Source organism: Craterilacuibacter sp. (assembly GCF_051659485.1).
Taxonomy (GTDB): domain Bacteria; phylum Pseudomonadota; class Gammaproteobacteria; order Burkholderiales; family Chromobacteriaceae; genus Craterilacuibacter.
Map to the genome: position 1 here is coordinate 1 of NZ_JBOFOO010000007.1, position 7,957 is coordinate 7,957.

A 7,957-nucleotide genomic window follows, 5' to 3' on the forward strand; every position below is an offset into this window, starting at 1 on the left:
CCACCCGCTTCAACCTGTCCTACGACTGGGAATTTGCGCCGGGCCATTTCCTGGCGCCGGGTATCGTGCTGGGCAAGCATGACCTGGACGGTCGTGCCATGAGCAACGATTCCACCGGCTTCAAGCTCGACTACGGCTACCGCAGCGGCCTCTACACCGTGACCACCAACCTGTATCTGGGCGAGCAGAAGTACGATGCAGTCAACCCGCTGTTCGGCAAGAAGGCAGACAGCAGCGACTTCGTGATCGGCGCCAATCTGATGCGTCACCAGCTGTTCGGCTACAAGAACGTCAACGGCTTCGTCAATGCCGCCTACGGCAAGTCCGACTCCGACATCAACTTCTACGATGCCGAAGTCAAGCGTATCGGCGCAGGTGTGATGTACAAGTTCTGATCACCATCATGATCAGCCCAAAAACCGGTGCGGTGTGCGCCGGTTTTTTTATGGCCAGCGGCCGGGCGCCGGCCAGTAGGTCGCCACCAACGAGCAGGCAGGCGCCAATGGCGAGGTGTTCGAACTCGGCTGGGCCTAGGATTTTGATCGCCATGGTCGTTTCTTCCAGTTTTATGTTGAAATGAGATTCAATTTGCATTGAATAATGGCAAAATACATTTTTATGTATTTTCGAGACACCGTGTTGCCTTCTGCCTCATCTACCCCTGTGACCTCTGCCGGCTGGATTCGCACCCTGCGCCGGCGCTTTCCCGCGTTCGAGAGCCTGTGGCAGGAGTTTCCCGACAATGTTTTTCTGATCGCTTGCGACAAGGATGGCGACTTCCTGCTCGCAGACTGCAATCCGGCGCAGCAGGCTTTCATCGGTCTGCCCGCCGAGGCGACGCAAGGGCGCACGATACGCGAACTGGTGGCAGCCCCTTATCGCGAGACCGTGCTCGAGCGCTACCGGCAATGTGTGGCGACCGGTAAGCCGCTGACCTATGAGGAAAGCGGAAACGTCGAGGGCAGCGATGCGGTGTACTACTGGATGACCTTGCTGGTGCCCGCCCACGGGGCCGATGGGCGGGTGGAGTTTATTCTGGGGATCAGTCGCGATGTGACCGCCTTGCATCAGGCGGAGGACGTGTTGCGTCGCGCCAACGAAGATCTGGAGCAAAGGGTGGCGATACGTACGGCCGAACTGGAAGAAGCCAACGCCCGTCTGCGCCAGATGGCGATGTACGACGCGCTGACCGGCGTCTTTGCACGCGCGCACTTTTTCGAGCAGGGGCGGGATGCATTCCGGCAGGCGCTTGAGCGCGACGAGCCGCTATCGGTGCTGATGCTGGATATCGACCACTTCAAGCGCATCAACGATGGCTGGGGGCATGCCGCCGGAGACGGGGTGCTGCGGCTGGTCGGTGCGCGGTTGCAGGCCGCGTTTGGCCCTGCCGATCTGATCGGACGCTGTGGCGGCGAGGAGTTCGCCGTCATCCTGCCCCGACAGCAGGCCGCCCACGCCTGCGAGCTTGCCCGGCAAGTGTGCGAGGCTATCCGTTCGCATGCGTTCATGTGGGAGGAGGCGCCTATTCCCTGCTCGATCAGCGTGGGCGTTGCCGAACGCTCGCCGGAAGACGACAGTCTGGAAGCCCTGCTGCACCGCGCAGACCTCGCGCTGTTGCAGGCCAAGGCCGGCGGGCGCGACGGTTACCGGCAGGCGGCGAGCGAACTTGAAGAGGCAGCCGCAAATACGAAGGACATGAGTGCTGCCTGAGCCGCCATGGGCACTATCTTGAGCGCATGCATTCCCCTCCGGCCCGGTGGGGAATGCAGCTGTCTGCCTGAACATCGCCGCTTGTCCGCGTGGCCAATATCGCCAATGTGGCGGTGTTTACGGCGCGAAGTTGGCGCTAAAAGCGGTTTCGTCTTCCAGACAGCGCAGATCCAGCCATAGCCGGCCGTCACCGATGCGGCCTATCACCGGGTGCGGCAGCGCGCGCCACGCGTCGCTGAGCGCCACTAGCGTGCTGCCCTTGCCGTCGCGTGGGGTCAGTGTCAGCGCGGCGCTTGGCAGCCTGTCTACCGGCAGCGAGCCGCTGCCGATCTGCGATGCACAGTCTTCTACCTTTACTTCAAAACCCGCGCCGGCGGCGGCCTGCACCACCGGCTGCAGGCGCTGGGCCGCTTCGCGGATGGCGTGCGCCGTACGCGTGAGCAAGCGCAGCGTAGGCAGGCGCTGTGGCAAGAGATCGGGCTGCAGATAGAGGCGCAAGGTCGCCTCCAGTGCCGCCAGCGTCAGCTTGTCGCAGCGCAGCGCGCGCTTGAGCGGATGCGACTGGATGCGGTCTATCAGCGCCTTGCTGCCGGCGATAATGCCGGCCTGCGGCCCGCCCAACAGCTTGTCGCCGGAGAAGGTGACGATATCGGCACCGGCAGCCAGCATCGCCTGCGGCATCGGCTCGGCCGGCAGGCCGTAAGCGGCAAGGTCTATCAGTGCGCCGGAACCCAGATCGGTGACTAAGGGTATGCCGTGCTCGCGTGCCAGCGGCACCAGTTCGGCTTCGCTGACGCTCTTGGTAAAGCCCTGAATGGCGTAGTTGCTGGTGTGTACCTTCATCAATAGCGCGGTCTGCGCACCTATCGCGCCGGCGTAGTCTTTTAAATGGGTGCGGTTGGTGGCACCGACTTCGGCCAGCGTACAGCCGGCCTGACGCATCACGTCCGGCATGCGAAACGCGCCGCCGATTTCGACCAGTTCGCCGCGCGACACAATCACCTCGCGCCCGGCGCCCAGTGCCGACAGGGTAATCAGCACCGCCGCCGCATTATTGTTGACCACGCATGCCGCTTCGGCGCCGGTCAGCGTGCGGATCAGCTCGCTGATGGCGGTGTCGCGGTGGCCGCGGCCGGCACCGTCCAGATCGTATTCCAGCGTGACTGCGCCGCGCATGGCGGCACTCACCGCCGCGACGGCCGCCTCGGCCTGAATCGCGCGCCCCAGATTGGTGTGCAACACGGTGCCGGTGAGGTTGAACACCGGGCGCAGCGCCAGTTGTTGCTGTGCATCCAGATACCGGCTGAGCTGCATGGCCCAGCCCTCGTCGCCGTGCGCCCAGTCAGGCAGGGCGGCATGGGCGCGGATATGCGCGCGCGCATCATCCAGCAGTGTGCGTAGCGCGCTCAGGCAGGCTTGGTGGCCGTGCTGCGCAAGGATGGCGACCATGGCCGGCGAATGAAGCAGGCGGTCGGCCTGCGGCAAGGTGGTATAGAGGGAACGGGTGTCCATAGGCTCAGGAAAGTTCGATCAGCCAGAAAACCGGCATCAGCAAAAAGAGAATGACCAGCACCGCCAGCGCCGCGTGAAAGAATAGCCACAACACGGGGGCCAGCAGCAGGGTCCACAGTTTTTCAGGCAAAGGGCGGCGCGCCAGACGGTGGGCGGCACGCTGGCGCAGGCGGCGGTTTTGCAGCAGGCGCCAGCCGGCGCGCATGAAGCTGCCCAGATTGAAGCGCGGGCGCGAAGGCCGGATTTCAGTATTCATTGGCAATGGTTGGGGCAGTGTGGGTTCGCAAGTCAAGGCGCGAGGATGCAGTGTGAGGCGCACGCTGTCCAGTCTGGCGCATCTGGCGCATCTGGCGGCTGCGGCTTGCGTATAATCGGCGCATGGACACTTCACACCCGTTTTCCCGGCTGACGCCGGACTTCCTGCTCGATGCGGTCGAGAGCACAGGCTTGCGCGCCACCGGCAGCCTGATGGCACTCAATAGCTACGAGAACCGCGTCTACCAGATCGGTATCGAAGACGCGCCACCCTTGATCGCCAAATTCTACCGCCCCGGGCGCTGGAGCCGGGCGCAGACGCAGGAAGAGCACGATTTCTCGCTGGAGCTGGCCGGGCGCGAGCTACCGGTGGTGCCGCCGCTGTTGTTTGACGGCCACAGCCTGCTGTCGTGGCAGGGCTTCGATTTTGCGCTGTTCGAGCGTCGCGGCGGGCGCACCCCCGAGTTGGGCGACCCCGAGGTGCTGGAATGGATGGGGCGTTTTCTGGGACGCATCCACGCGGTGGGGGCGATTGCACCTTATGTCGAGCGCCCGGCGCTGGATGTAAACAGCTTTGGCCACGAGCCGGTAGATTTTCTGCTGCATAGCGGCTTGCTGCCGGCCGAGCTGCAAACGCCATGGCGCACGGTGGCCGAGCAGTGCCTGCAAGGCATAGAGGCTGCATATGCGCGCGCCGGGCAGGTGGCGATGATACGGGTGCATGGCGACTGCCACGCCGGTAACCTGATGTGGACCGACGCCGGCCCGCACTTTGTCGATCTGGACGACAGCCGCATGGCGCCGGCAGTGCAGGACTTGTGGATGCTGCTATCGGGCGAGCGCGCCGAACAGAGCCGGCAACTGGCTGATGTACTGGCCGGCTACGAGGATTTTTGCGAATTCGATCCTCGCGAGCTGCATCTGGTGGAGGCGCTGCGCACCTTGCGCCTGCTGCACTATTCGGCATGGCTGGCGCGTCGCGTCGACGACCCGGCCTTCCATACCGCCTTTTCCTGGTTCAATACCCAGCGCTACTGGGAAGAGCAGATCCTGACCTTGCGCGAGCAGGTGGCGCTGCTGTCCGAACCGCCACTGTGGGCGGTGGCTTAGGCCGCAAGCCACCATCGGTACTCGTTTAGCCGTGAGTTGCGCTGCGGGTCAGCGGCTAAGCCTCGCGCTAATCCACCCCCCACTCTGGGCAGCGCCTAGCCTGCATCTTGCGTGAGCAGGTGGCGCTGCTGTGGGGTGTCAGTATGCGGTCCAGCCGCCATCGGTTGCATACAGGGCACCCGTGAGGTTGGAGGCTTCATCGGACAGCAAGAAGCAGATCACGGCCGCCTGTTCCCATACGGTCGACATGCGCTTCTTACTGTCGGCGTAGGCCAAGAGGCTGAGCGTCTTGGTGCGTCCCATATTGGGCACATCGGTTTTTTTGTTTTCCTTGCTGGCTGACATGACGTATTCCATGGCCATGTCGGTCATGGCCGTTTCGGTCGCAGCCATATTCACCGAATTGACACGGATACCATACGGGGCGTAGTCAATAGCACCATTGCGGGTCAGGCCATTGCAGGCATGCTTGCTGGCGACATAGGCCGAGTTGCCAGCCAGGCCGGTGAGGCCTGCAATCGAGCAAATATTCACGATCGCTCCACCCTTGCCCTGTTTCAGCATCGGCTTCAGTTCCGCGCGCATGGACTTAAATACACCTGTCGCATTGACCTCCATCAGCGTGTCAAAGTACTCGTCACCCGCATCCGCAATGGCACTAGGAAGCAGGTTTTTTTGCTTTTGATAATCAAACACCGCATCGGGCGCCATGGCCGCCATGATTCCGGCTGAATTCAAGGCGCCATTGATTTCACCGAAAGTACGCAGGGTCAGGTCGACGGCTTTTTGCAAATCCTCGTTACTGCGCACATCGCCTTTCACGAACTCGGCTTTTCCGCCTTCCTTGCGGATCTGGGCTACCGTTTCCTTGCCGTCTTTGTCTAGCACGTCGAAAATCACCACGTTAGCCCCTTCACGAGCCAGACGGATGGCCGATGCCGCACCGATGCCGCGGGCACCGCCGGTAATAAAGTAGGTTCGTCCTTCATGGCGTTTTGGAATGAAATAAGCCGGATCAATCGGCTTGATGTCGACAGGTTTGTAATTTTCAGCCAATGCCGGTGTGGCCAGCAGGGTTCCGCTCAAAAGCAGCAGGCCTAGCGATTTTTTGATGGTATGCATGACAGTTCCTCGATGGTGATGAATCAGAAGCGGGCGATCATGAGCGCGCTGGCACTAAACCAGTTTTGGTAGTCGCCGTTCAATGCACGGCGTATCGCCGTGCCAGGTATGGTATAGGCAGCGGACATGACAAAAATCAGCTTCGGGCTGGCCACGTAACGCGCGGTCAGGTTGATTTCCTTGGCAAGATCGTATGACTCGAGCTGTGACAAGGCGCGTGCGCCGCCCAGGTTGTTCAGCGTATCCGCCTTGAACAACCAGAATTGCGGGGTCAGTTCCCAGCGCGGCGAAGGGTTCAGCCTGGCCATAAAACGGTGGGCGATCACGTTGGAAGTCTGCACCACCTTGTACTGGTTGAGCCCCTGCACCCATTCGTCACCCGCGCCGCCCGCGTACAGCGGATCCCAGCGTTCGAAGGCCTTGGTGTCGGGGTTGTCGCCGGTGAATTTCGAATAGCGGTAACTGAGCGTCGGGCGCCACGCGATGTCACGGAACTGCCAGCCGGCCTCCGCATAGCCGCCCCAGGCGTCCATGTCGAAATCCTCGTTGCTCTGGTGCGCGATTTCCGCCCGCGCGTACAGGCTGGACTGGCCGGGAGCAGGCTCGTAGGCCGCCCGCAGGTCCGCCACCCGCAGGCCCTTGCGCGAATACACAGTGTCTGGCGTGAAATAGGCAGCCCTCGACTTGGGTACCTGCAGCCACATGGCGCCCAGCCGTAACTCGGGCAGCAACCGGCCCTCGTAATTAACGCCATTGATCACGGTGCCGGTGTCTAGCTCTTCAAGCTCGTCCGGGTCCAGCCTGAAGAACTCGAGCTTGTGGCGGTCGTAGACAAACATGGCGTGGGCCAGCGGATTGGCGGCGTCGCGCGGGTTGGACTGCAATGCAGCCCGCTCGCCGCCGTTAGCCGAAGCCAGCCTGAGGATCATGCCGTTATCGACCTGAAAAGGCTTCCTGCCGTACAGCAGGCTGAAGACGCGCAGGCCGCCCTGATCGGTTGTATCGCGGCCGACAAAGCCGAGGTAGGCGTCTTCCACTCCGCCATGCGCGCGCGTCTCGTCAGTGAACAGCTCCGGCCCCCACGAGCCCGACACGATATAGCTCGCACCGCCAAACACCGAAATCCGGTCGCTGAGCGCGCTCAGGCCGTACAAGCCGGCTTCCACGCTACTCTCGAGCCAGGTGTCGGTGCCGTCGCTACCGGAAGGTGCTCGCGCCAGCGGATTGCCCTCAGTCAGGACATCGGGGCGGCCGAAAAAGGCGTGGGTATTCGAAAACACCATCGTCTTGTTTTCCAGCTTGGCCAGCAGTGCCGAGCGGTCGTCCGCGTACAGGGTCGGGAAGTCCTGCCAGCCGCGGCCGCGCAATACGCCGATCGGCATCTCGTCCAGCGGCCTTGCCACATCGCTGAGGGCGACATCGACAACCAGCTCCAGCGAGCCATTGCCGCCCAGACGCGCCTGATAGCTTGCATCCTTGACGAACGCCAGCCGGCGGACCTGGTTGAGCATCAGGTCACTGCGCGACGGGTCGTACAGGTCACCCGAAAACGCGCCAAACGCCTTGAGTACGGCGTCGCGGTAAGCAGCGTTTTCCTTCTGACCGCCGTCGAACACGACCTGGACCGCTCCGACCCGCCGCCCTGAATAATCGCCGTCGCCGCTTGCCATGGCAGGTGAGAAAAATGACGTAATCGCCCACACCAGGACGACCCACTGCAGTATCCGCCGGCACACCCTGCCTGCCACGGTCCACCCGCTTTTCCAGTCAAGCATCGCCTCTCCTTGCATCCAGTACCCCACGCCAGCCTGCCTTGCCCAAATATTGTCTTTGTCATCGCAGGTAACACTGCAAATGCCAGTCTAGGTCAATCTATCGGTATGGCTTGGGGTTTGTGTGAAACGGACGAACGCAGTGTTGCATTTCAGCGCGCTAACACCGGCCCGGGAAGCAATCTTGCAGGGAAAACACCTGCCACCCTCAGGTAGCCGGCGCCTTGTTTAGCTAGCGGGACACAAAAACGGGTTGATGCCGCTGCGGACAAAGCCTTCTTCTTCGATGGCGGCGTCGAGCATTAGCGTCGCCAGATCGTCGGCCACACTACGCGCTACAGGGTGGCCGTCGCTTCTTCCTGAGCGAGGGTAGGGGCGTGCGTTTGGCTGGTCGATTGCTGCTGGTGTTCGTTCCACAAGCGCTCGACCATCGCCCGGAAGTCTGCATCTTCCGCAATGGGGTACTGGCCAATATC

At 62.2% G+C, this 7,957-nt stretch carries 8 protein-coding genes; 3 read left to right on the top strand and 5 right to left on the bottom strand.

The window, feature by feature from the left end; all coding sequences use genetic code 11:
* Positions 1 to 395, top strand: a 395-nt coding sequence (locus ACRC1E_RS00160) for a DUF2860 family protein (protein ID WP_438513085.1), incomplete at its 5' end; no start/stop codon positions are given.
* A gap of 205 nt (positions 396 to 600) precedes the next feature.
* Positions 601 to 1,710, top strand: a complete 1,110-nt coding sequence (locus ACRC1E_RS00165; RefSeq protein ID WP_438513086.1) for a sensor domain-containing diguanylate cyclase — start codon at positions 601 to 603, stop codon at positions 1,708 to 1,710.
* Between the two features lie 117 nt (positions 1,711 to 1,827).
* Here ACRC1E_RS00165 and selA read toward each other — a convergent pair whose 3' ends face one another.
* Together selA and ACRC1E_RS00175 are read right to left on the bottom strand one after the other, a co-directional pair.
* A complete protein-coding gene (gene selA / locus ACRC1E_RS00170) occupies positions 1,828 to 3,222 on the bottom strand; it encodes an L-seryl-tRNA(Sec) selenium transferase (protein ID WP_438513087.1) in 1,395 nt (464 codons plus the stop codon).
* Between the two features lie 4 nt (positions 3,223 to 3,226).
* Complete coding sequence (locus ACRC1E_RS00175; RefSeq protein WP_438513088.1) at positions 3,227 to 3,478, bottom strand: hypothetical protein; 252 nt, start codon at positions 3,476 to 3,478, stop codon at positions 3,227 to 3,229.
* A gap of 122 nt (positions 3,479 to 3,600) precedes the next feature.
* On the opposite strand from ACRC1E_RS00175, the gene ACRC1E_RS00180 reads away from it, so the two are divergent.
* The gene (locus ACRC1E_RS00180; RefSeq protein ID WP_438513089.1) at positions 3,601 to 4,587 is read left to right on the top strand and encodes a serine/threonine protein kinase; all 987 of its coding nucleotides are present in this window, start codon (positions 3,601 to 3,603) and stop codon (positions 4,585 to 4,587) included.
* 138 nt (positions 4,588 to 4,725) lie between these two features.
* Here the strand turns inward: ACRC1E_RS00180 and ACRC1E_RS00185 are convergent, their stop codons facing one another.
* From ACRC1E_RS00185 to ACRC1E_RS00195, 3 genes are all read right to left on the bottom strand, one after another.
* Entirely contained in the window at positions 4,726 to 5,709 is a 984-nt protein-coding gene (locus ACRC1E_RS00185) for an SDR family NAD(P)-dependent oxidoreductase (RefSeq protein ID WP_438513090.1), read from the bottom strand.
* A gap of 23 nt (positions 5,710 to 5,732) precedes the next feature.
* On the bottom strand, positions 5,733 to 7,325 hold the full coding sequence (locus ACRC1E_RS00190; protein WP_438513091.1) for an alginate export family protein: 1,593 nt from the start codon (positions 7,323 to 7,325) through the stop codon (positions 5,733 to 5,735).
* A gap of 384 nt (positions 7,326 to 7,709) precedes the next feature.
* Positions 7,710 to 7,898: a hypothetical protein gene (locus tag ACRC1E_RS00195; protein ID WP_438513092.1), complete on the bottom strand. Its 189-nt coding sequence runs from the start codon at positions 7,896 to 7,898 to the stop codon at positions 7,710 to 7,712.
* Between the last annotated feature and the right edge of the window lie 59 nt (positions 7,899 to 7,957).